General features: G+C 57.1%; 17 protein-coding genes. 7 read left to right on the top strand and 10 right to left on the bottom strand.

The annotated features are described in order from the left end of the window. Positions 1-333: 333 nt before the first annotated feature. On the bottom strand, positions 334-1959 hold the full coding sequence (locus tag FHT75_RS00900) for a right-handed parallel beta-helix repeat-containing protein (RefSeq protein ID WP_063474429.1): 1626 nt from the start codon (positions 1957-1959) through the stop codon (positions 334-336). 682 nt (positions 1960-2641) lie between these two features. Between FHT75_RS00900 and FHT75_RS00895 the strand changes: the two genes are divergently transcribed. Beyond that, positions 2642-3349, top strand: a complete 708-nt coding sequence (locus FHT75_RS00895) for an Ig-like domain-containing protein (RefSeq protein WP_047611531.1) — start codon at positions 2642-2644, stop codon at positions 3347-3349. 119 nt (positions 3350-3468) lie between these two features. On the opposite strand, the gene FHT75_RS00890 is transcribed toward FHT75_RS00895, so the two are convergent. The 5 genes from FHT75_RS00890 to FHT75_RS00870 form a co-directional block, all read right to left on the bottom strand. Beyond that, complete coding sequence (locus tag FHT75_RS00890) at positions 3469-4173, bottom strand: hypothetical protein (protein WP_063474428.1); 705 nt, start codon at positions 4171-4173, stop codon at positions 3469-3471. Further along, positions 4173-6449 (bottom strand): polysaccharide biosynthesis tyrosine autokinase, encoded by a 2277-nt coding sequence (locus tag FHT75_RS00885; protein WP_047611534.1) that lies wholly within the window; start codon positions 6447-6449, stop codon positions 4173-4175. Before FHT75_RS00885 ends, FHT75_RS00890 begins: the two co-directional genes overlap by 1 nt. A gap of 51 nt (positions 6450-6500) precedes the next feature. Further along, entirely contained in the window at positions 6501-7229 is a 729-nt protein-coding gene (locus FHT75_RS00880; RefSeq protein ID WP_082008782.1) for a sugar transporter, read from the bottom strand. A 73-nt stretch (positions 7230-7302) separates the two neighbouring features. Then, a complete protein-coding gene (locus FHT75_RS00875) occupies positions 7303-8514 on the bottom strand; it encodes an SLBB domain-containing protein (protein ID WP_047611536.1) in 1212 nt (403 codons plus the stop codon). Between the two features lie 289 nt (positions 8515-8803). Then, a complete protein-coding gene (locus FHT75_RS00870; protein WP_097594188.1) occupies positions 8804-10228 on the bottom strand; it encodes an O-antigen ligase family protein in 1425 nt (474 codons plus the stop codon). 309 nt (positions 10229-10537) lie between these two features. On the opposite strand from FHT75_RS00870, the gene FHT75_RS00865 reads away from it, so the two are divergent. Both FHT75_RS00865 and FHT75_RS00860 read left to right on the top strand, forming a co-directional pair. Then, positions 10538-11137 carry a transglutaminase-like cysteine peptidase gene (locus FHT75_RS00865; RefSeq protein ID WP_029867831.1) on the top strand — a complete coding sequence of 200 codons (600 nt, stop codon included), beginning with the start codon at positions 10538-10540 and terminating at the stop codon, positions 11135-11137. 267 nt (positions 11138-11404) lie between these two features. Then, complete coding sequence (locus FHT75_RS00860) at positions 11405-12733, top strand: UDP-glucose dehydrogenase family protein (protein WP_097594187.1); 1329 nt, start codon at positions 11405-11407, stop codon at positions 12731-12733. Between the two features lie 223 nt (positions 12734-12956). Here the strand turns inward: FHT75_RS00860 and FHT75_RS00855 are convergent, their stop codons facing one another. Next, entirely contained in the window at positions 12957-13748 is a 792-nt protein-coding gene (locus tag FHT75_RS00855; RefSeq protein WP_183844616.1) for a metallophosphoesterase, read from the bottom strand. A 613-nt stretch (positions 13749-14361) separates the two neighbouring features. Between FHT75_RS00855 and FHT75_RS00850 the strand changes: the two genes are divergently transcribed. Then, positions 14362-14613: a KTSC domain-containing protein gene (locus FHT75_RS00850; RefSeq protein WP_029868399.1), complete on the top strand. Its 252-nt coding sequence runs from the start codon at positions 14362-14364 to the stop codon at positions 14611-14613. Positions 14614-14822: 209 nt separating this feature from the next. Here FHT75_RS00850 and FHT75_RS00845 read toward each other — a convergent pair whose 3' ends face one another. The 3 genes from FHT75_RS00845 to ung all read right to left on the bottom strand — a co-directional run bounded on the left by FHT75_RS00845 (position 14823) and on the right by ung (position 17209). Continuing rightward, positions 14823-15428: an alpha/beta hydrolase gene (locus tag FHT75_RS00845; RefSeq protein WP_183844615.1), complete on the bottom strand. Its 606-nt coding sequence runs from the start codon at positions 15426-15428 to the stop codon at positions 14823-14825. Positions 15429-15439: 11 nt separating this feature from the next. Continuing rightward, positions 15440-16372 carry a VOC family protein gene (locus FHT75_RS00840; protein ID WP_132573170.1) on the bottom strand — a complete coding sequence of 311 codons (933 nt, stop codon included), beginning with the start codon at positions 16370-16372 and terminating at the stop codon, positions 15440-15442. 135 nt (positions 16373-16507) lie between these two features. After that, positions 16508-17209 (bottom strand): uracil-DNA glycosylase, encoded by a 702-nt coding sequence (ung, locus tag FHT75_RS00835; RefSeq protein WP_047611549.1) that lies wholly within the window; start codon positions 17207-17209, stop codon positions 16508-16510. Positions 17210-17448: 239 nt separating this feature from the next. Here ung and FHT75_RS00830 point away from each other — a divergent pair, with 239 nt between their 5' ends. The 3 genes from FHT75_RS00830 to FHT75_RS00820 all read left to right on the top strand — a co-directional run bounded on the left by FHT75_RS00830 (position 17449) and on the right by FHT75_RS00820 (position 20762). Next, positions 17449-18873 (top strand): phosphomannomutase, encoded by a 1425-nt coding sequence (locus FHT75_RS00830; protein WP_132573172.1) that lies wholly within the window; start codon positions 17449-17451, stop codon positions 18871-18873. 39 nt (positions 18874-18912) lie between these two features. Then, positions 18913-20340 carry a mannose-1-phosphate guanylyltransferase/mannose-6-phosphate isomerase gene (locus FHT75_RS00825; RefSeq protein WP_047611554.1) on the top strand — a complete coding sequence of 476 codons (1428 nt, stop codon included), beginning with the start codon at positions 18913-18915 and terminating at the stop codon, positions 20338-20340. Positions 20341-20456: 116 nt separating this feature from the next. Further along, complete coding sequence (locus FHT75_RS00820; protein ID WP_132573325.1) at positions 20457-20762, top strand: hypothetical protein; 306 nt, start codon at positions 20457-20459, stop codon at positions 20760-20762. Positions 20763-20772 lie beyond the last annotated feature (10 nt).

Here is a 20772-nt window from a genome sequence, read left to right as displayed (position 1 = left end):
CCGAAAAGTGACCAAATATTCCAATTTATAGCGAGCGATTTCAGGGATTCTAGCCTAACGCTACGCTAAATACACCGGCCGAAGCAAGTGAAAATCGCAAACCGCCCAATAACGGCTCAGAAAGATGAACGTGTCGCGCGCATAGACCGGATGTTTACTAGGCTATTAACTATAAATTCGACCTATAGTTTATTCTTCTGATGAACGGCGGAAATCTTTTGTCATCGACTAGCTCCCCGGTCCCGACCCCCGACATCAATTCATGATCGGGCCTTCAAGCCGGGAACGGTCGGCCGGCCGAAGACGACCGACACTCTCTGGCATTGGCGGGACTCAGACCAGCAGGTGCGAAGCCTGGCTGCTATGGAACGCGTCCACATTGATGCCAACGCTCAACGAGTCCGTATCGATGTGCGACGCACCATCTGAAATCTTGTACTGGAAGGATTCGCTGACTTTTCCGCTAAGGCCGGCGAGTTTAGCGGCATCGACCGTATAGGTATAGTCGCCATCGCTGTCGACATGGATGACGCCGTATTTCCCGGTCAGCGTCAGGCCATGCTTGTCCACCGCGCTGTCACCGAAACGCCGCAGCAGCACGGTCCCGTTGACGGCACTGTCGTTCTCAAGGAGATTGCCGTGATAGGCGCTGCCGGTGTCGGCCGAGATCTTCAGGCTGTCATGGACCGCGACAATCTTCGGAACGACGGCCGCAGCCACCGTGGCGGTAGGCGTTTCGGTCGTAGCCGGCGGGGTGCTTGTCTGCGGCTGCGCCGGCGCTTCCACATGCTGCTCGACGACGGGCACTGCGGGCGTCTGCTCATTGTTCGATGACGTATCGCTGCTTGTGCTGCCAGCGGCGCTGTCGAGTTCGGCCTGCGCTTGTTCGAGCGTTTTGTTTTCGCCGATCGAGAACGTGTTCTGAGCAGCAATTGCTGCCGGCATCGTCAGCGTCGAGACCAAGCTGTCGATGATATTGTCATAGAAGGACCCTGATGCAGGCCTGTCAACCTTCAGCGCTGACGAAGACAGGTCGTCAAAGACATTGTCATGGATATCGATGTTCTCACGGATATAGCTGGGATTGCCAGCGGCGCTGACGAGGACGCCATACACGCCACCATGTACATAATTTCCGCTGATATCATAGTTCTTGGCGTCACCCTGATCGCCAAGGCCGATGCCGTAGGACCAGCTATAACCGCCGTATCCCGAGATATCATTGTCATGGATGGCGATGTTCGTGCCTGCCTGAGCACTCAACCCAAAGCCGCCTCCGACCAGCGTGTTGCCCTCGACCACGGCATTTACAGCCCGAACCAGCACAAGGACACCCTTGGCGCTGTTGGTCTCCGTCTGCTCCAGATGATTGTCCTTGACCAGGATATTGCTGCTGTTGTTGAGTTGGATGGCGTCTGCTGCTGCACCCTGGCTGTTGGTGACGGTATTGTTGATCAGGGTGACACCGTTGACCTTGTCCATCCAAATGCCATCGGCATGTACGCCGGTCAGGGTGCTGTTCTCAATCGTGATGTTTTGGCTGCTTTGGAAGCTGATCGAGCCGGGCTTTCCAGAAAGGCCCGTATTGGTCACCTCGACGTTGCGCACCGTCCAGTTCGACACATTCCCTGCATATATCGCATTGGCGCCGGTATCGGCGATCTTGATATTCTCGATGACGATATTCGAAGCCTTGGAACCGTGGATGCCATCATTGCTGCTGTGAATGACCGGCGCATCGCCGATACCGTAGCTGCCGATCGTGATCGGAGCGGTAATGCTGCCTGAATATTTCAGGTCGAACTGTTCATTGAATACGCTTCCGGCAGCAAGCAGCACGCTGTCGCCGGGGTTCAGCCTCAAGGATTCGACGGCAGATAACGTCGCAAAAGCTGAACTCTCGCTGGTTCCGCTATTGTGGTCGGACCCTGTTGCTGAATTCACGTAATAGACGGTCATGCTGCGATCTCCCAAAGGTATTGGAAAATCTTTTAATCGCGCATCTCTCTCTGCCTGCTAAAATGAAACACTAAAATGCGTGACATCTCGCAATAATTCTTACGCCTTCCACATAAACATCTTTATGTATTGAATATATCGCGTTGCAACAAAGGTGCACCGCACAATTGCGAGATCCGTTACCTCACACCTGTAGAGGATGTAAGTCTATCTTCAAGGTCACTCGGCAGAATTTCGATCAGCAAGAAACGTTACTTGGTAAACATATGTGACAAGGAAATGACATCAGTTACTTCGGCGGATCGAAAGCGCCAAGCTGAGGCTAGTCGAACAAGATCGAACCGCCACATCGATAATCCGAAGTGGTTATATCGAAATTTCATCTGCGCATCAGCCTGGATTCGTATTCTTATAAATTGCTTTTGAATAAAGATTCTTACACCCTGAAGAAATATGAATTCATGTCTACACATCGGCGTTTTCACTTATTATTAATGAAATAATAACCAGGCGTTTCATCGTCTTGTGCACATTGTACGTGTGTCATTATTACACGATACACCCGAAAATGTTCATCTCCTGTTAATTACGCCCTTGACTCTCTGTATTAAGATATCCTTAATCGAGCCGCTCGCTAAAGGTCAGAATTGACCAGTGAAGAACAATTCAAGGAGAGACATTAATGGCCATTCATGCAACCGATGATACTGCAACATTCTTGGAAACTGACGCCATCTCGGGGAATTTGCTTGCCAACGATACCTCCGACGGCAACCTGTTCCTTCGCTTCTTCGACCAGCAAAGCGTTGGCGCCAAGCAAGGCAACAGCCAGGTCACCGAAATCCAGGGCGACTACGGCACCTTCTTCGTCAAGCCGGACGGCAGCTACACCTATGTCCTGAGCGACGCTGCCAAGGTCAACTTCACCAATGGTGAACTGCTTCAGGAGAAGGTCTCCTACAAGATTTCCGACGGAGCAGGTCATACCGACGTCGGCCTGTTTACCCTGAATATTCAGGGCGTAACCCAGGTGAAGCCGATCGCCGTCGACGACCACTACAGCTTCAACGAAGGCAGCGCCATCGGCGGCAACGTTCTGGACAACGACATTGCCGGCGACAATGGTCATCTCTTTCTTCGCCAGTTTGCCGGCACGAACGTTAGCGGCAGCCCGAGCGCAACGACTGACGTCGCCGGCACCTATGGCACGTTCCATGTCAAGGCGGACGGCAGCTTCACTTATGATCTGGCTGCAGATATCGCCCCCGGCGATCACGTCACGGAAACCATCCAGTATTACAAGATCTCCGACGGCGAAGGCCACACCGATGTCGGCGTTCTGACGCTGAATATCACGGGCACGGATTTTGTTTCGGGCGTCAGCGTCTGATCGTCAATAAAGCAATCCAATGAGCAACGCCCCCCTAAGCGGCGGGCGTTGCTGCCCGTAAACACTTGGTCCAAAGCCGACGTGCATCTGGAACTGTTCTCGGAAAAACTGCCGGCGGATTACTTGCGGCAGCGTTGCCGAAATCGCGCTGTCGCTCCATTACCGACGGCTGCCCAGGTTCGATCGAAGACAGGGCGGAGTTGCGGGCTGATCTCTTTTATGGTGGCGTTGACCCGGCAACGATCGCCCCGTTTCAGCATCGTCATAAGATCGCTATCGAGGGCACTCTTTGCCGCCAAAAGCGTCGCATCGGTAAAATCGTTCCAGAAATAGAACCGGGTTAGAATCATCGACTCGTCGTGAGGCGCGAGAGCGACCGAACGCTTCATCATTCCCGCAAGCGAAAGCGGCTCTTCGGCGATGATCGACTGCACGGCCGCAAGACGAAGCCAAAAATTGCTGTTCGTCGGCATGCACGAAAGCGCATACCGCAGGTATCGGTCCGCACTCGACGCCGCAGCGGCCCAGGCGTCGTAGTTGACATTAACGTTCTGGCGGTCAAGTTGCGCCAGAACAAGGGTCACGCCAGCAGCCACAATGTCGGATCGGCAGTAATGCTCGTCAACCACCTCGGCACTGCGTGACGCATATCTGGTCACGACATCGTCACTTACGGTGTCGCCGTGCTCGATCCTTTCGGCGACGATCGAGATGCTGGCCGTTCTGATCGAAGCGTAGAGCTCCCGACCGGCCAGCATCACAAAGACGACGGTGACGATGATGAAAGCGATCCTGCTGACCGAAACGAACTGACTGCGGATCATCAGCTTTCGGTATAGTATCGCGAATAACGCTTATAATAATATTCGCTCGAACCGAATGTCCGGTAAAGTTTCATCTGCGACGGGTCGACCTTGGTCAATATGGTGCCGACGCACTTCGCGTAGAGTTCCGGCTCGGACAGCAGGGTCGACTGCACGACCTTGCGCGACGTCTTGCCCCACTCGATAACGAAAACCACCGCATCGAGCTTCGAATTGATTGCGCGCGCATCCACAACCGGCGCGAGGGGTGGAAGGTCAACGATAATATAGTCGAAGCTTTGACGCGCCGTTTCAAGAAGCTGATCCATGCCGCGTGACGCAAGCAGTTCCGACGAGTGCGGAACACGATACCGTGCCACCGTCGGCAAAAATGCAAGCTTAGTTTTCGGATCGAGAAGGATCAGATCCTTGAGCGGACGACCATCGACGATCGCCTCGAGCAAGCCGGCCTCGGCATGGCGGCCGATCGCCCGGGTGGCGCCGGGATTGCGCATGTCGCCATCGATAAGCAAGCAACGCGCACCCTGCATTGCCAGAAGCTTGGCAAAATTGATGGATGTCGTCGACTTACCCTCGCCGGGCAAGCTCGACACGACGCCGATGACCTTGCAGCGCTGATCGGCTGCACTGAGGTCGATGGCAATCTTGGCGCTTCGAAGCGTCTCGGCAAATGCCGAAAGCGGATGCTCCTCGACATAGGTCGTGGTCTTCCCGCCCCTGGCGATGCTGCGTGGATTGCTGGGATCAACGAGCGTCGGATCCTCGACGTTATTTTCAACCAGCGGCATGACGCCGAGAGACTCGACGTCGAGGACCTCGCGGACATCATCGCCGGTGCGGAAGAACCGATCCCGGAATTCGCGGAAAGCGCCTATGCCGCTTCCGACTGCACATCCCAGGAACATTGCAAAAGCGACGACCAGGGCGCGCTTCGGAGCACTCGGCTTCGTCGGGGTCTCCGCCGTCGTGATGATGCGTGCGGCGGTGATCGGAAAGCTCTGCTGCTGAATGGCTTCCTGGTAACGCGTCAGGAAGCTCTGGTAGAGGTTCTTGTAGGTATCGCGCGTACGCTCGAGTTCGCGAAGCTGCACCTGCGTTTCGCCGGCGCTTGCGGCAATGCCCGTCGCCTGTGTCACACTGTCGCGCAAGGAATTTTCGCGCGATTTCGCGACCTGCAGTTCGCTTTGGTAGCTCTCGGCGATGCGGTTCAACTCATCGAACATGAGCCGTTTATATTCTTCCATTTCCGCACGAAGCCGAACAGCCTGGACGTGATCGGGACCGAGCCGCGCTTCAATTTCGGTCTCGAGCTTGGAAGCCTCCAGATATTTCTTGCGCAGGTCGTTCGAAATCGAGCTGTCGAGCACATCCGTGACGATCGCATCGGTCTGCTTGGCATCGATGATCGACTTGACGCGGGCATATTTCGCCTCGGCCTTTGCCGTCTCGGCCTGTGCATTGATCAATTGAGTGTTGATCTCGGAAAGCTGCTGCTCGCTGATCAGTGTACCGGAGCCGGCCTCGACAAGCCCATGCTCGCTGCGGAATTTCTGAACCGCAAGGTCGGTGTCCAGCGCTTGCTGACGCAGCTCTTCGATACGCTCCTGCAGCCACTCGCCGGCCCGGCGTGTCGCCTCATATTTCGAATTGAGCTTGTCAACCAGATAGACGTCGGCGATGGCAGCCGCGATATCACGCGCCAGATCCGGCGACTGCGAGGTATAGCTGACATCGAGCACATAGGATTTGCCCACGCGTTCGACATCGATATTGCCTGCGACGGTCTCCGCAGCGCTTCGCCGCTTCATTTCCGGATCGGGTGCGACGACTGCGTCATCGGCAAACCATGACCGGAAATTCACAAAGGATTTCAGCGTCGAGACGGAAAAAAGCGAGCTTTTCGGCGCCATGAACACCGGATTGTCGACGAGTTTCAGTTTGTCGACGACGGCATAGGCGATCGTGTCGGACTTCAACAACTCGACCTGACTGAGGACAGTCCCTTCGTCATCGTCCATCTGACCGAAAGCGGCCAGCTGGTTGATCACCTGGTTGTCGCTGCGGTCGATCAGCACGCTTGTATCGGCAGTGTAGACCGGCACCGAGGTCAGCACATAGACAATGCCGAGAATGGCGAAGGCGAAACCACACGCCGCAACCATCCGCCACTGTCGGCGGGCAATTGCGATGAGCTTATCGAAATCGATGAAGTCAGCTTCGTTTCCGGTATCGCGGGAGGGGTCGATACGTGGCGTAAGTTTATCTGGCGATAGCAATTTCGATCTCCAACAAAGGCGTCAAGCGCTAAGATCTAAGGGCAATTCCAGCTATTGTATGACCGGCACACTCTGACTCGTCGACTGCGTCGTATCGGTAGACGACTGCCCTCCCGAGCCTGTGCTAACGATTATAGTCGCGGTCGTAGTCGTTGTCGTTGAACTCGAATCCGAGTCCGAGCCGGCATTCGAAACCTGCAGCGTACCGGCAGTCGTCGCGGCACCCTCGAAGGGCGTGCCATCATCGGCACCCGGCCCCGTCCGGCCGATCGACCCATTGTTGCCGATGCCAGATGCGGCGGCTGCCGCACTTCCACCCGGGCCGAGCGCCGCGGTTCCACCTTCGGCGAGAACCTTCGCAAAAGCGGCAAGGAGCGGCGCAAGATTTGGATCAGCGCTCGCCGCCTCGGCGACGGCCTTTTCGATGGCCAGCTTGAATTGCGGATCCGTTACCTGGCAGCTGTTTGCGGCCCTCCCAAGACCGGCACCGATAGCAGCCATCTGTGCGGCATCGGCCTTCTTGGCCTGCTCGATCACCGGCGACAGCGCGTCATTGCTGCTCCCTACCAGCGCGCGGACGTGCGACGACAGAACCAGCGGATCGGACATTTCAAGGAGAGCGGCGGGGTTGGCTGTAAATCCACTGATATCGACGGAACTCAGATTTGAAAGCCGCACGCAAGCTGCCGCAAAAGCGCTTGAGTTCATGCCGACAACCGTGGTGACGACAATTCCGCTATACGCAAGCTTACGATAAACACCTGACCTTGCCACAACCATCGTCCTTCATCAAATCGCTATATAGGCCGCCGGCATTGATCATTGGTGATCGATGCCGGCCCGCCTATTTCAATCAATTTCCAAGATCTTGTACGGCGTTACGGGTATCATTCGCATCGTCGGCCACTCCGGAAACAGTGGACGATACCGAGTTTACGATGTCAAGGAACTTGACCAGTTCAACAGAGGCCGAATTGGAAATATAGATAATATCCTTGTCTTCCATCTTGAATTGCTGAGCAGCAAATAAGGTGGCCGGATCACGAAGGTTGGCTCGAACTATCACCGGAACCGTTTCACCCGCAAATCTCGTCGTGTCCACATGCATCGCCTGAACCGTTTTCTTGGGGACAAGGCGATAAAGCATGACCTGGGCCGGATCCGCGCGGTCGTCACGCAGGCCGCCCGCCTTCGCGATAGCCTCGCCAAGGGTCAGGTCGGATTCTTCGAAATCGAAGCGCCCGCTGGTACCTGCGGCACCCAGCGCAAGGAATGTGCGACGCTCATGATCGATCGAGATCGTATCATCCGGTGCGACGTAGATGTTTTCCGCCGGGTTCTTCAAGAGCGTGTTGTAGGCGACGGTCGCGATCTTGCCGCGGCGCTGCAGCGTCACATTCGTTTCGATATTGTTGGTCGTCAAACCGCCTGCGGCGGAAATGACATCGAGAACGCGCTCACCGGCCGGGCTGATCTCGATGCGCTGGGGATTGTTGACATCACCGAGCACAGCCACCTGGCTGGAGCGGCTCGTCGTCGTCGTAATGACCACCTGCGGCTCGATCGCGCGGCTCGCCAGGCGATCCTCGACATCCTGCTCCACGGTCTCCTTGAGGCGGCCGGCAGCCGGAACCCTGCCCGCATAGGGAATTGTGATCGTTCCGTTTCTATCGATAGTCTGGCTCGGCAGAGAGATGTAGTTGCCGGGTCGGCTGCCGGCATCGGACGGAATGAAGAGACCGCCGGACTGAGCTTCGAAGATGGCGACCTCAACGACGTCACCGTACCCAAGCGGAATTTCGGGCGCCCCGCCTCGACCGCCGCCAAAGCCCTTGAAGGAAGTTGGCTGGGGAGAAGTAAAATACGGGAGAACGTTCTTGCTGAGATCAATCAGGGCGTAGTCGATACCGACGCGACGCTCCTTCGTTGTCACTTTCACTGCCGCATCCCGATCAACATCTTTGTGATCAGGACCGGATCTTGGCAACGAGGTGCAGCTTGCCAATATAGTCGTTAGCGCTACAACAATGGCGACGCGTGTACTACCGATACGAGAACAACCCATAGAATAACCTGTGTTGACGCCCCTGAAGCTACTGCCCCGCAATCTGACAAAATACAAGACGATCCCCGATCAATAACACTGAAAGCCGATTAACATTCCCCTAACTGTGGCAGGCTGGCAACGCCGAGCCCCTTAGGAAGCGAAAAACGACTTCGGTCCGACTTTTCTGGCGTCGCAACAATCCGAAGGCTGCCCCCGCTATAAAATTTCTTGGGTTTCAGAGTCAACCGTTCGCACCTGCACAATCGATCTTTTCCGAAAATCTTATTAAAATCCATCCATTTAAACTTTAAGTGGTTAACGGCCGCTCATATGCCATGTCCGCGTCTCCATTGTTGCGCCCGAGACTTATCGCGACAACCGCACTGAGAAAGGCCGAATAAAACACGGCGAAACCCGGTATCTGCAGCGAGAAATCGACCGCTGCATGAAGGGCGACCAAAACCGTCCCCGCCAGGCCAAGAAGAACATAATGCCTGAGGCGCCGCCTTTGGGCGAACCCGCGCCAGAAAACTTTGGCAAGGACCGAGAAGGCAAGGATCGCCGCTATCGGGAACAATATTCCGAGGCCCAGAAATCCTTCCAGATAGAAATTGTGTGCGCGGTCGAAGATGCCGAAAATCCCGCAGGCCGGATCGCGGTAGGCGGAAAACACGGTCCGGAAGGTTCCGAGCCCCGTCCCCGTCAACCAATGGTCCGAAACGGCACGCAATATGCCCGGCAGGATACAGAACCGATCATCATCCTCGAGCCGCCGCTCTTGCGCACGCAAAATCGCCTGGCCTGCAAACATCGCCAAGAGCACCACGACGAAACCAATCGCCGAAAGGATTTTCAGCATCGAACGCCATTTTGGCGCCGGTTTCAGATGACGCCTCGATCCGCGCCAATTGAGAACAAGCCATGGAAAATAGATGAGGGCGGCAACAAAGGTGGCAAATATCCCGGCGCGTGAGCGGCTCAGCATCAGCGCGGTGAAGCATGCGCATAAGAGCAGGATGTAGATCCACGATCTCAAGAGAAGCGCGTTTCGGCCCGGTTCGCCGGGCGGATAGTTCGAATAGGCACGGACAACGTCCCGGACCAGGGTCAGCATGAGCAGCGTTCCAAGCCCGAGGAAGGTCGCAGCGGTATTGCGGTTGACGAAGACCGCGGTCAGGCTGTCGAGATAGGCGTGTTTGTCCACGACGATCAGGATGTTGGGAAACAGCGAAAACTGCAACAGACCGAAAACAGCGATGATGCCTGCCGAAAGCCCGAGGCCGGAGAGCACTTTGCGCGCGCGCTGATCTGTATCGCATAACAGAAGCCCGGTCAGGAACGTGACGAAAGGCAGCGCGACCCAGAGGGTCGACGCGAGCGTATCGGCCGGTTCGACCGAGATCGCCGCATACTGGACATCTGCCAGGTCCCGGGCAGCATTCCAGGCAGGATTTGCCAGCCAATCGGAAGGCAGCTCGATGGTCTGGACGAAGGTCCACCCCGTCAGCACGACAAGCAAAAGCAAAGCGACACTGAAAACCCATCGGCTTTGTCGCGGCTCTCCGAACAGCAGTGCTGAAATGATGGCAAGCGCAAAGATTGCGATCGCGGCGAAGGCGAAGGGAAAGGGCGTGACGCTGCCGAACGGAATGAGTGTCAGTATAACCAGGCTAATAAAGGCGGAGAGAAGAACCTCTCGCAAGACCGGCCTGTTGATCAGATTGGACAGCATCAGAGTTTATTTACCAAAGCAAACGCGATCAAAAGCCGTGAGGCAACCGCTGCGATCATTTATTCATGCTAATTTAAGTTGCAGATCAAGCGCTTGAATGTTAAGGTCTGACAGAAATCCATATCGTTTAAAATTGTCGCGAAAGGTTTAAACCAATCGAGACAAGCCCCGGCTATGCTCCTTCAAGCAGCAGGAACGGGACAGACGTTCTGCAGCCAATACTTGGCAGATCACTAAATCGCCATGCCATTGACTGAGACAAAAGGCAAGCCTGATCTCAATCGGTTGCCCGTAACGGGGATTTAAGAGATGAAGAAAACAGTCGTTACACTTCTGGCACTGGCCTTTACAGCCGGCAATGCATGCTCGGCATTTGCCGCCGGTCCCGCAGGATTTGCCCGCGGTCTGACCGATAGTTCGTCGGTCAGCTATATCTCGGAAAAAGACAAGATCATTCCGCCTTTCGCCCAGGTGCTGTTCTGCGCCCAGAACCCGGCCGAATGCCGCGACAACAATGGCTTGGCAGTCATTGCGCTGACGGACAAGCAAATGCTGCAACTGAAGGGTGTCAACACCGCCGTCAATCGTACGATGATCGGCCGGAACGACTCCCGCAGCGAACTGAATGGCGACGTCTGGAAAGTGAATGTGCGCAGCGGCGACTGCGAAGATTTCGCATTGACCAAACGCAGCCGCCTGATAGCGATGGGCTGGTCATCGCGCGCGTTGCGGATCGCGACCGCATATACGCCCTCCGGTGAAGGACATGCGGTCCTCGTCGTCAGAACCGACAAGGGCGATCTCGTCCTCGACAACAGGAAAAGCACCATCAAGAACTGGCGCGAGACCGACCTGCGCTGGGACAAGATTCAATCGGGAACAGACCCCTACGTCTGGTACCGGCTGTAGCAGCCGAGCAACGACACAGACCGATTGATCCTGTTTCCGGATTGAAGTCGAGCCGCTCTGACGAGCGGCTCGACTTGTCATATCTTCCACATAAACCTATGTTTTGGCTGTCGACGGGGTAGCCGGCAGCAAGCTGCGATGCCCGGAGTTCGATGTCCGATGTGGGTACCAAGGCGATCTTCGGTATTGTCTTTTCGTCCAGATTAACTAAGACGAACTCATGCTGCGACGCAGCATGACGTTCTACTCTAATGATTTGAGGGAATTATGCGCATCACGATGATTGGATCAGGCTATGTCGGCCTCGTTTCAGGCGTTTGCTTTGCGGATTTCGGCCACGACGTCATCTGCGTCGACAAGGATCTGAGCAAGATCGAAGCCCTTCGCGAAGGGCGCATTCCGATCTACGAACCGGGTCTGGAGCAACTGGTCGCCGAAAATACCAGCACCGGCCGGCTGTCGTTTTCGACGGATGTCGGCGAAAGCGTCCGCAGCGCCGACGTCGTGTTCATCGCAGTCGGCACGCCGTCCCGGCGCGGCGATGGCCACGCGGATCTCTCCTATGTGTACGCCGCAGCGCGCGAGATTGCCACCTACGTGGAAGGCTTCACCGTTATCGTCACCAAGTCGACGGTTCCGGTCGGCACGGGAGACGAAGTCGAACGCATCATGCGCGAAACCAACCCTGCGGCGGATGTCGCCGTGGTTTCCAATCCCGAATTCCTGCGCGAAGGCGCGGCGATCGAAGATTTCAAGCGCCCTGACCGCATTGTCGTCGGGCTGAACGACGATCGGGCGCGTGAAACCATGACTGAGGTCTATCGTCCGCTTTATCTCAATCAGGCCCCCCTGGTCTTCACCACCCGCCGCACCTCGGAACTGATCAAATATGCAGCCAATGCATTTCTCGCGATGAAGATCACCTTCATCAACGAGATCGCCGATCTCTGCGAACGGGTCGACGCAAACGTCCAGGACGTCTCGCGCGGCATCGGTCTCGATGGCCGTATCGGCGCCAAGTTCCTGCATGCCGGCCCGGGTTACGGTGGCTCCTGCTTCCCCAAGGATACGCTTGCCCTTGCCAAGACGGCGCAGGATTACGACGCGCCGGTCCGGCTGATCGAGACGACGATCTCGATCAACGACAACCGCAAGCGGGCGATGGGACGCAAAGTCATCTCGGCCGTCGGCGGAGACATTCGCGGCAAGAAGGTCGCGATTCTCGGCCTGACCTTCAAGCCGAACACCGACGACATGCGCGACAGCCCGGCGATCGCAATCATCCAGACCCTGCAGGATGCCGGGGCCCAGGTGGTCGGCTACGATCCCGAGGGCATGGAGAATGCCCGCAAGGTGATCGAGAACATCGAATATGCAAGTGGCCCTTACGAAGCGGCGGCCGGCGCGGATGCGCTTGTCATCGTCACCGAATGGAACCAGTTCCGCGCGCTCGATTTCAATCGCCTGAAGCAGTCGATGCGCGCTCCGATCCTGGTCGATCTGCGCAATATCTACCGCAGTGACGAGGTCCGCAAATACGGCTTCACCTATACCGGTATCGGCACCAATCTCTACCAGGACGTGACCCACTCCTGAAATAGATGAACATCTGATCGTCCTGACGCCGCGGAGCATAGCCCGCGGCGTTTGCTTTTAGAGCGTGATGTCGAAACAGTGTAAGCGGTTTTCGGCCGACACCGGGCTCGTCGATTTAGAGCGCCGTGCGTCCTTTTCGGACGCACAAAGGACGCTCTAACACGTTGAACCTGCGCATCATTCTTTCCGAAAATCGATTCCGATTTTCGGAAAGCATGATGCGCTAGAGGATCCCGACCCGCGTCCCCTTTATCGTCAGCACGGTCAGCCGGCCCGTCGCCGAAACCGCGGTGTCGATGCCGATGCGTTGCGGACCGAATGTCGGGGTTCGCGCCGGGGTATGGCCGTGAATCACGAGGACAGGAAGCTGCGGCCCTTCCTCCAGGAAGGGCTGACGGATCCACATGAGGTCGCTGTCCTTTTGCTTCTTGAGGTCGATGCCCGGCTTGATGCCCGCATGGACAAAGAGGAGCCTTCCCATCCGCAGCATGATCGGCAGCGATTCCAGGAATTCGATATGCCGTTCGGGAATCATGTTGTGAATGACGCGGGCAATCGTTTCGCTTCCGGCCGCCGACTGCAGCAGATGCTCGATATCGATACCGTATGAGTGCAACGTCTCCGTTCCGGCAAAGCCGAGCCATTCGAGAATGCGCGCCGGTTTGCGATAGAGCTGCACCAGTTCCGAATCGTGATTGCCGCACAGGACGAACCGCTGAAATCCCGGCGGGGGGCTCTTGCTCAGGAACTCCAGCACAGCACTCGAATCAGGCCCGCGATCGACATAGTCGCCGAGCATGACGATGAGTTTCGGTCCCGGAATGCGGGCGGCGTCCGCCTCGATGCGGCGATGCGCCTCGACAAGCTCATTGTAACATCCGTGAACATCGCTCATCGCGTAGACCGCAGCGAATTCGCCTTCGGCAAACGTCAGCCGAGCGCGTCTTTTACGGTTGCCAGCCAGTATCGGTATCTGTTGTCGCCACGGCCCTAGATAGTTAAACATGTAACCCATTTATGAGACCCGACCGGATGACGGGCTGTCGGAAACAATCCATCTCTTGTCCATCGCCGCAACGGCATGAGGCTCAGTGAAGGATGATTGTCCATCCTTGTAGCTGCCGATTGAAAGCGCAAGGGAATCCTGCGTAGTCTTCGCCTGAGCGCGTAGCGCCTGACCGGTTTGCGTGTCGCGGTGAACGGACGACAATGCATTCTCGACCTCTTCGATGGCGCTTTCTCGAAATTTTGCAGGCAGATCGGTTGTCGGAGGCACGTGGCCACGCCCACTCAAGCAACTCGCCAGTGATAGTAACACTACCGTCGCGAGAAACAGCAATCTGTAATTGTTCATATCTGGGAGAGCGCTACGGTTAATATTCCGCTATATTTTAATATATGACGGTTAATCCGTCGTTAAGCGGAGCGCATATGGTGTTTCACGTCATCTTTGCGGTTAATATTTCCCGAGTGGAAGAATCGCGGCTGTCGGATTTCCACAGGAGAAACCTTCGAAAAAGCTGTATTAATCAACTATAACGAGAGCCTACACGAAAAAATGAACGTTAAAGAAGATCGCGCTTGACGCCCCCGCGGGGCAGCATAAAGATGGTGCGTTGCGAGCGTGAATGACATTCTTGATTGGGAATCTCAGATCCAAAATTGCGGGGTGCAAAGTGGAAACTGCGGTTGATTCGAAACTTATCGAGGCAATCACCTACGACGAAGACAGCCGGCATCTACGGGTCTATCTGACCAACGGTCAGAGACGAGAATATGAAGGCGTTCCCAAGGGTGTCGTCGTCGGGTTGACGATGGCGGAATCCCCGGGAAATTTTTACATGAAGGCAATCAGGGGCAAATATCCTCCTCGCCCCTGAAGTCTTATCGATAACGGACGATGGGATCATCGTGCCAGCAAAGATGCGGGACCGGCAATCGTCGGTCCCGCAAATCAGTCTCCCGCCAGCTAAAGCTTGTCGCCCAAAAGTGTGCAGCGGTTTTGCGACAATGACATGCGTAAAACCAAGGACCTAAAGCGCCAGAAGCGAATCTGTAAAGATTGCGACGCGCTTTAGCGGTGTACGTTTCAATAAGCGCCGAGAAAATCGCGGACCGCATTGATCTCAAGCGGCGCAATCTCGTGGCCACCGGGATGCCAGACCACCCTGACATCAGCCCCTCGGCTCTTAAGATGGTCGGACAGCGCCTCGGTCATGGGAACGGCAGCGATCGGATCTCGCTGCCCTGCCGTCACCAGCACCTTTTTTCCCGCAAGCGTCGACTGGGTTTCAGGTTGAAACGGAATGAGCGGGTGCATCAAAACCGCAGCATCGAAGATACCCTTCTCGATCAGCACGTTGGCAAGAATATTTGCGCCGTTTGAAAAACCCAGGCCGAGAATCTTGGAAGCCCGGTGCTCGTCGGCAAACGCCTTGACGTAGGCGGCCATCTTTTCCGTCGCTCGCAAAAGGTCGGGCATATCGTAGACCCCCTCCCCGGTGCGGCGAAAGAATCGCGCCGCGCCATGTTCGGAAACATCTCCGCGCGGCGAGAGAATCGTCGCCTCGGGCAGCAGGCGCCGGCCGAAGTCGAAGAACTGGTTTTCGTCACCGCCGGTGCCGTGCAGCACCAACAGGATGGGTTTATCCGGTGCACCGGCATACAGCCGGTGCACATATCCGGTTTCGGTCATATCGCCTCTCCTTACGCTTCGAGCGGCTGCAGATGCTGCTCGAGCAGCGCGCGAAGATGGGCGTGCTGCTGCGGCAGCTTCAGGGCTTCGCCGAGATGGGCCGTATCTTCGTCGCGATCGAAGCCGGGCTCATTGGTCGCGACCTCGAACAGCACACCGCCCGGCGTGCGGAAATAGATCGCCCAGAAATAATCGCGGTCGATCACTGGTGTGACCTGGTAGCCGGTGTCCATCAGTGCCTTGCGCACTTCGAGCTGCTTCTCGCGGTTTTCGACAGCGAAGGCGACATGGTGAACGGAGCCGGCGCCGGGAAGCGCGCGGGCAATGTTCGGCATGGTTTCGAGATCGATGAGATGCGCGCCATTGCCGGAGGGTTTGATCAGCCGCTTGACGCCATCCCTTTCCTCAGAGACCTCGTAGCCCATGAACTTCAGGAGTTCGGCCGTGGCGCCCTCGTCCCTCAGCCGCATGGCGACAGAGTGGAAGCCGCGAATGGCATGGTCCTCGCTGATGCCGCCCTGTGTCCAGGGCTGACGCGCATCATCCCTGACCTCGACGAGCGCGAAGCCGTCGCCATCGGGACCGGAGAAGTTCAGCCTCTTTTCGCCGAAACTTTCCTCCGCCTTCAGTCCGCCGAGACCAAGCGCGGCCAAGCGATCGCTCCAGAAGCCGAGCGAGCCTTGCGGAACGGAAAACACAGTCGTGCCGACCTCCCCGGTGCCGGCACGGCCCTGCGCCATCTTCGGGAACGGGAAATAGGTCATCACGCTGCCGGGCGTGCCGATCTCGTCACCGTAGTAAAGGTGATAAACGTCAGGCGCGTCGAAATTGACAGTCTTCTTGACCCGGCGCAGGCCGAGCGCATTGGTGAAAAACTGGTTGTTGGTGCGGGCGTCCTGCGCCATCGACGTGACGTGGTGCAGACCCTTGATCTGATCGAGCATGTGAGACCCCTTTCATGCCCGCCGTTGCGGGCTTTCAATGAGGCTAAGATGCGCGCTGCAGCTCCTGCGGAACAGACCCTTAGATCAAAACGCATTGTCTTCTTTTAGTGAACGAATGCTCGCTTACGTTCACATCTAGGCTTCATGGGGATTAGCCGGCAATTGCCAGTCGATCGGTTCTCGTCCGCGCGACTGCAGGAAGGCGTTCGCCTTCGAAAAATGCCCGCAGCCGAAAAAGCCGTTATGGGCCGAAAGCGGCGAGGGATGCGGCGCCCGGAGCACGAGATGCCGCGTCGTATCGACGAAGGCGGCCTTGCGCTGGGCATAGGAACCCCAGAGCATGAAGACGACGGATTCGCATTCATCATTGACCTTGCGGATGACGGCGTCGGTGAAGCGCTCCCATCCCTTGCCCTGATGAGCCGCCGCCTGTCCTTCCTCGACGGTCAGCACGCTGTTCAGCAGGAGCACGCCCTGTCTTGCCCAATGCTCGAGAAAACCGTGACGTGCCGGCGCTATGCCGAGATCCGTTTCCATCTCCTTGTAGATATTGACGAGGGAGGGCGGGATGCGCACACCCGGCCGGACACTGAAGCACAGCCCATGGGCTTGCCCGAGCCCGTGATAGGGGTCCTGGCCGAGGATGACGGCCTTGACGTTGGAGATCGGCGTCAGATCGAGGGCGCGGAAATATTCGCTGCCCTTGGGGAAAATCCGCTTTCCGACTTGCTTCTGCGCGACGAGGAAAGATTTGAGCTGTTGCATGTAGGGGCTTGAAAACTCCCCCTCCAGCGCAGCCTTCCAACTCTCCTCGAGACTGACGGATGTATCGCTCATCTAGGAAAATCCTTCGCATAGGACGAAACAACAGACACACGGTTCTAACAAAATCGACCTACGCTGCAATGCCTGCTGGATCAGCAATGGGTCTACGCCCTCAGAATTCAGCAAGAGAAGATTGCAAAAGCCTGCGTGAAACATCATCCTCCGTGTTTAACTATATGTGAGCTTTGGTGTTTACGCCGGCAGGCGGCCTGAGTAGAAACTTGATCGTGCAATCGGAGCCATGTCTTCCTATGAAATTCGGCACGAGCGGCCTTCGCGGACTTTCAGTCGATCTCAAGGGACGCGCCTCTGCTCTCTACGCCACCGCGTTCGGCAAATATCTGTTGCAGACCGGCAAGGCGCAGGCCGGCGACGTCATTCTGATCGGCCGTGATTTTCGCGATTCAAGCCCCGAAATTTCAGGAAATTGTGCAGGTGCGCTCGCCGCGCTCGGCTTCCGGATATTCGACTGCGGCAATGTCCCCACACCCGCTCTTGCTCTCTATGGCCTCGAGAGCAACGCCGCATGCCTGATGGTTACGGGCTCGCATATTCCGGCGGACCGCAATGGCATCAAGTTCTATCGTCCCGATGGCGAGATCGACAAATCGGACGAGACGGCAATTACCGCATCGGCGGCCGAGATCGAGCGAAGCGGTGAAGCGGTGACGCAGGCGCCGGCCGAGACGGAGGATCATGAAGCGATCTGCCGGCAGCTCTTTTTTGAACGCAATGCCGCCCTGCTTCCGCAAGGCGCGCTGTCCGGCCTGAAGATCGGCGTCTACCAGCACAGCACCGTCGCCCGCGATCTGCTGGTTGACGTTCTCGCTCATTACGGCGCTGAGATTACCGCTCTCGGACGTTCGGAGAGTTTCATCCCCGTCGATACCGAGGCTGTTTCCGACGAGACGATCACGCTGATGAAGCGCTGGGTGTCCGAGCACAAGTTCGATGCAATCGTCTCGACCGATGGCGACGGCGATCGTCCGCTGGTCGCTGACGAAACCGGCGCCCCCTTGCGCGGCGACCTTCTCGGCCTTGTGGCAGCCAATTTCTTGCGCGCCGGGACGGTGGTGACACCGGTTACGTCAAATTCCGGCATCGAGGCCGCAGGCTCTTTCGCCGTCAGGCGCACCCGCGTCGGCTCGCCCTTCGTCATATCCGGTATGGAAGAGGCCGTAGCCGCCGGCGAAGATCATGTCATGGGCTTTGAAGCCAATGGCGGGCTGCTGACAGCAACCCCTTTCGATATCAACGGCAGAGCCGTGCGCGCCTTGCCGACGCGTGATTGTTTTGTCCCGATGCTCGCAATCCTGTCGCTCGCCGCTATCCGCCGGCAGCCGCTCTCAGCCATTGCCGCCTCCTATCACCTGCCCTTTGCCGCAGCCGATCGGCTGGAGAATTTTCCGGTGGAGACGAGCGCGGCACTGATGGAGCATCTGCGCGCCTCGGAAGAAAATCTCCGGGCTTTCCTGCAGCCGATCGGCGAGGTGGCCGCGAAATCCGATATCGACGGACTTCGGGTGACGCTAGGAGATGGCGGGATCATTCACTTCCGCCCATCCGGCAATGCGCCTGAGATGCGCTGCTACGTGGAGGCCGGCAGCGAAGCTGCAGCCCTGGACTTGCTGAAGACAGGGCTCAATCGAATAAGAGACTGGGCAGGCGCCCGGTAACATGTGACGAACAAGCCGTTTATCTCAAGGAACCCGCCTATGACGCAGAAAATCGTTCCCGTGATCATGGCCGGCGGCAAAGGCACGCGGCTCTGGCCGCTTTCCCGTGCCACCGCACCGAAACAATTCATCCAGTTCGTCGGCGACAAGACGTTGTTTCAGGAAACTCTCGAACGCGTTTCCGATCCCGAACTCTATGAAGCCCCGATCGTCGTCACCAATGAAGAATTCCGCTTCCTGGTCGCCGAACAGGCTCGCGAGCGCGCCATCCCGCTCGCAGCGATCCTGCTCGAACCGGTCGCCCGCAACACAGCCGCAGCGGTGGCCGCGGCCGCAACGCTTGCAGCTGACCTCTTTGGCAAGCACACCATCATCCAGATGCTCGCCTCGGATCACGAGATCCTCGCCGACAAGAGCTATTTCGATTGCATCCGCATCGCCCGCGACGCCGCTGCCGACGGCAAGCTCGTAACCTTCGGCATCACGCCGACGGAGCCAGCGACGGGTTACGGCTATATCGAGATCGGCGATGCCCTCGAAAACGGTGCGCACAAGGTCGTCCGCTTCGTGGAGAAGCCGGCATTGGAAACGGCCGAACGGATGCTCGCCGACGGCGGCTTCTACTGGAATTCAGGCATCTTCATGTTCCCGGTGGCGGAGCTCATCGCCGAACTGCAGGAATATGCGCCCGATGTGCTGAAGGCGGCCAGCAAGGCCGTTTCGAAAGCAAGCCGCGACCTCGATTTCACCCGCCTCGACGCCGACCATTTCGCCAAGAGCCCCGATATCTCCATAGACTATGCGATCATGGAAAAAACGTCCAAGGCGGCTGTCGTCCCCTCACCGTTCAAATGGTCGGACATGGGTAGCTGGGATGCCGTCTGGAAATCAGGCGCACGCGACGACAACGGCAACGTCGCCGCCGCCAACACCACCGTCGTCAATACCCGCAACTCGCTCGTCATGACCCATGGCGTGCATCTTGCCGTCCAGGGCATGGATGATGTCGCCGTCATCGCCAGCGAAGACGCCGTCTATGTCGGGCCGCTCAAAGACAGCCAGAATGTCGGGCAATTGGTCAAGATGCTGGCCTCTAAGTCCGCCACGGCGAAATTCGCCGAAACCCATCCGACGTCCTACCGTCCCTGGGGCGGCTATACCTCCATCTTCAACGGCGATCGTTTCCAGGTGAAGCGCATCTTCGTCACGCCGGGCAAGAAGCTCTCGCTGCAAAAACACCACCATCGCTCCGAACACTGGGTCGTCGTCAAGGGAACGGCCGAGGTGACAGTCGGCGAGACCGTTCGGATGCTGCGCGAGAACGAGAGCGTCTATATTCCGCTCGGCGAAGTTCATCGTCTCGCCAATCCCGGCAAGATCGTCCTCGAACTCATCGAGGTGCAGACCGGCTCCTATCTCGGCGAAGACGACATCATCCGTATCGTCGATGAGTTCGGAAGAACGTAAAATCGCAGCCGCAGCCGCTGGTCGGCCTGCGGCGCGACCACCTTCGCTGTTGAATTCGCTCTCGGAGTTCTCGTAGAATGGGCGCACCGAAAGACATGACTGGAGATATCCCCCTGATGCGTATCATGACCGCCCTCGCCGGATTTCTTTCAGTCATGTTGCCGGGAATTGCGTTAGCCGAAACGGGAAAGATGCGAACCGCAAGCGAGGCTGAAATTCGCCAGCACCTGCCGGGCACGTCGGAGCTGAAAGAAAGCAGCAACGGTTACGAATATCGCAAGGGCAACGCCAATGGCTATAAGATCACCAACGGCCAGGTGTGTGTCCGGTTTCCCAACAAGTCGACCGACTGCGTCAGCGTGAAGACCGACGGCGAGAAATTTCAGATGATCGACAAAAAAGGCGGCAGAACGAGATTTTGACTTTGCCCCC

Origin of the sequence: Rhizobium sp. BK112 (assembly GCF_014193215.1) — a bacterium.
GTDB classification, from domain to species: Bacteria; Pseudomonadota; Alphaproteobacteria; order Rhizobiales; family Rhizobiaceae; genus Rhizobium; species Rhizobium anhuiense.
Note: the sequence above shows the minus strand (reverse complement) of the source record. Positions and strands in the feature narration are given on the sequence as shown.

Coding starts and splice junctions, on each gene's coding strand:
- FHT75_RS00820 (WP_132573325.1), top strand. CDS start 20,457: ATGCGTATCATGACCGCCCTCGCCGGATTTCTTTCAGTCATGTTGCCG.
- FHT75_RS00825 (WP_047611554.1), top strand. CDS start 18,913: ATGACGCAGAAAATCGTTCCCGTGATCATGGCCGGCGGCAAAGGCACG.
- FHT75_RS00855 (WP_183844616.1), bottom strand. CDS start 13,748: ATGGGTTACATGTTTAACTATCTAGGGCCGTGGCGACAACAGATACCG.
- ung (WP_047611549.1), bottom strand. CDS start 17,209: ATGAGCGATACATCCGTCAGTCTCGAGGAGAGTTGGAAGGCTGCGCTG.
- FHT75_RS00845 (WP_183844615.1), bottom strand. CDS start 15,428: ATGACCGAAACCGGATATGTGCACCGGCTGTATGCCGGTGCACCGGAT.
- FHT75_RS00830 (WP_132573172.1), top strand. CDS start 17,449: ATGAAATTCGGCACGAGCGGCCTTCGCGGACTTTCAGTCGATCTCAAG.
- FHT75_RS00850 (WP_029868399.1), top strand. CDS start 14,362: ATGACATTCTTGATTGGGAATCTCAGATCCAAAATTGCGGGGTGCAAA.
- FHT75_RS00860 (WP_097594187.1), top strand. CDS start 11,405: ATGCGCATCACGATGATTGGATCAGGCTATGTCGGCCTCGTTTCAGGC.
- FHT75_RS00890 (WP_063474428.1), bottom strand. CDS start 4,173: ATGATCCGCAGTCAGTTCGTTTCGGTCAGCAGGATCGCTTTCATCATC.
- FHT75_RS00865 (WP_029867831.1), top strand. CDS start 10,538: ATGAAGAAAACAGTCGTTACACTTCTGGCACTGGCCTTTACAGCCGGC.
- FHT75_RS00895 (WP_047611531.1), top strand. CDS start 2,642: ATGGCCATTCATGCAACCGATGATACTGCAACATTCTTGGAAACTGAC.
- FHT75_RS00840 (WP_132573170.1), bottom strand. CDS start 16,372: ATGCTCGATCAGATCAAGGGTCTGCACCACGTCACGTCGATGGCGCAG.
- FHT75_RS00880 (WP_082008782.1), bottom strand. CDS start 7,229: ATGGTTGTGGCAAGGTCAGGTGTTTATCGTAAGCTTGCGTATAGCGGA.
- FHT75_RS00900 (WP_063474429.1), bottom strand. CDS start 1,959: ATGACCGTCTATTACGTGAATTCAGCAACAGGGTCCGACCACAATAGC.
- FHT75_RS00875 (WP_047611536.1), bottom strand. CDS start 8,514: ATGGGTTGTTCTCGTATCGGTAGTACACGCGTCGCCATTGTTGTAGCG.
- FHT75_RS00870 (WP_097594188.1), bottom strand. CDS start 10,228: ATGCTGTCCAATCTGATCAACAGGCCGGTCTTGCGAGAGGTTCTTCTC.